Annotated in this window: 2 protein-coding genes; both read right to left on the bottom strand. The window is 65.7% G+C overall.

The window, feature by feature from the left end:
* Positions 1 to 21: 21 nt before the first annotated feature.
* Positions 22 to 381, bottom strand: a complete 360-nt coding sequence (locus tag EN906_RS35820; protein ID WP_127272020.1) for a nitrile hydratase accessory protein — start codon at positions 379 to 381, stop codon at positions 22 to 24.
* Positions 368 to 804 (bottom strand): SH3-like domain-containing protein (locus EN906_RS35815; protein WP_127375854.1); only part of this gene is annotated, 437 nt, incomplete at its 5' end. The genes EN906_RS35815 and EN906_RS35820, both read right to left, overlap by 14 nt.

Here is an 804-nt window from a genome sequence, read left to right as displayed (position 1 = left end):
CATACAAGCTCACCCCACACCTTATCGAATCGGCTGGGGATCGTTTTCCAGCAGGATCGGCTTGCCGTGCGGCGTGGCATGCGCGGCGCGCTCCCAGGCTTCAGCCATGGCGTCGACATCCGACTTGGCGGCCAGCCCTTTGGTGGCAAGCAGGCTTTCCAGCGCGGCCAGCCAATGTTCGTAATAGTCATGGCCGTCAGCCGCGGCGCCTGGCTTCTTCACTTCGATCGACAGCGCCTGCGCCCACTCGCTCCACGAAAACAGGCCCTTGTCGTGCAACGCCACCGTCATGGCGAACGCCTCAGCCTGCCACGGCTCGGCAAACACCGGCGTATCGACGCCCGGCGGCAGCTCGGGCAGATCCGTATCACGCCGGCTCAAGATAGCTCTCCCAGGCGTCTATCGAGACGCTCAGCGTCGGGTCGGCGTCCTCGCCCCAGATTTCCGGCCCTTCGAAAACCACGGTGTAGACCCATTGCGGATTTTCGCCGTGTCCATGCGCGTTGCTGTCGGGGAACACGAAACCGTCGTGCACCGTCTCAATCACCCCCTGCTTGGCGCGCGCATAGCGCGGCAGCCGCGTGTGGCCGGTCGGGTTGAGGTTTTTGGTCCGTACGGGGTCGCCGGCCTTGAACCGCGCCGGCCGCGCCGCCGACCGGTCGCAAGGACCACCCTTGGCCAGCACTGCGGGCACGTTTTCCGCCTTCAGCACCCTCTTGGGCGTCGCTGCCGGATCGACTGCCTTGCCCGCTTCGAGATCGCGCTCGCTGACGAAGCCATGGCGGTTCAACAGCACCTCCAGCG

It is taken from the genome of Mesorhizobium sp. M7A.F.Ca.CA.004.06.1.1 (assembly GCF_003999135.1).
In the GTDB taxonomy this organism is placed as follows: Bacteria; Pseudomonadota; Alphaproteobacteria; order Rhizobiales; family Rhizobiaceae; genus Mesorhizobium.
Note: the sequence above shows the minus strand (reverse complement) of the source record. Positions and strands in the feature narration are given on the sequence as shown.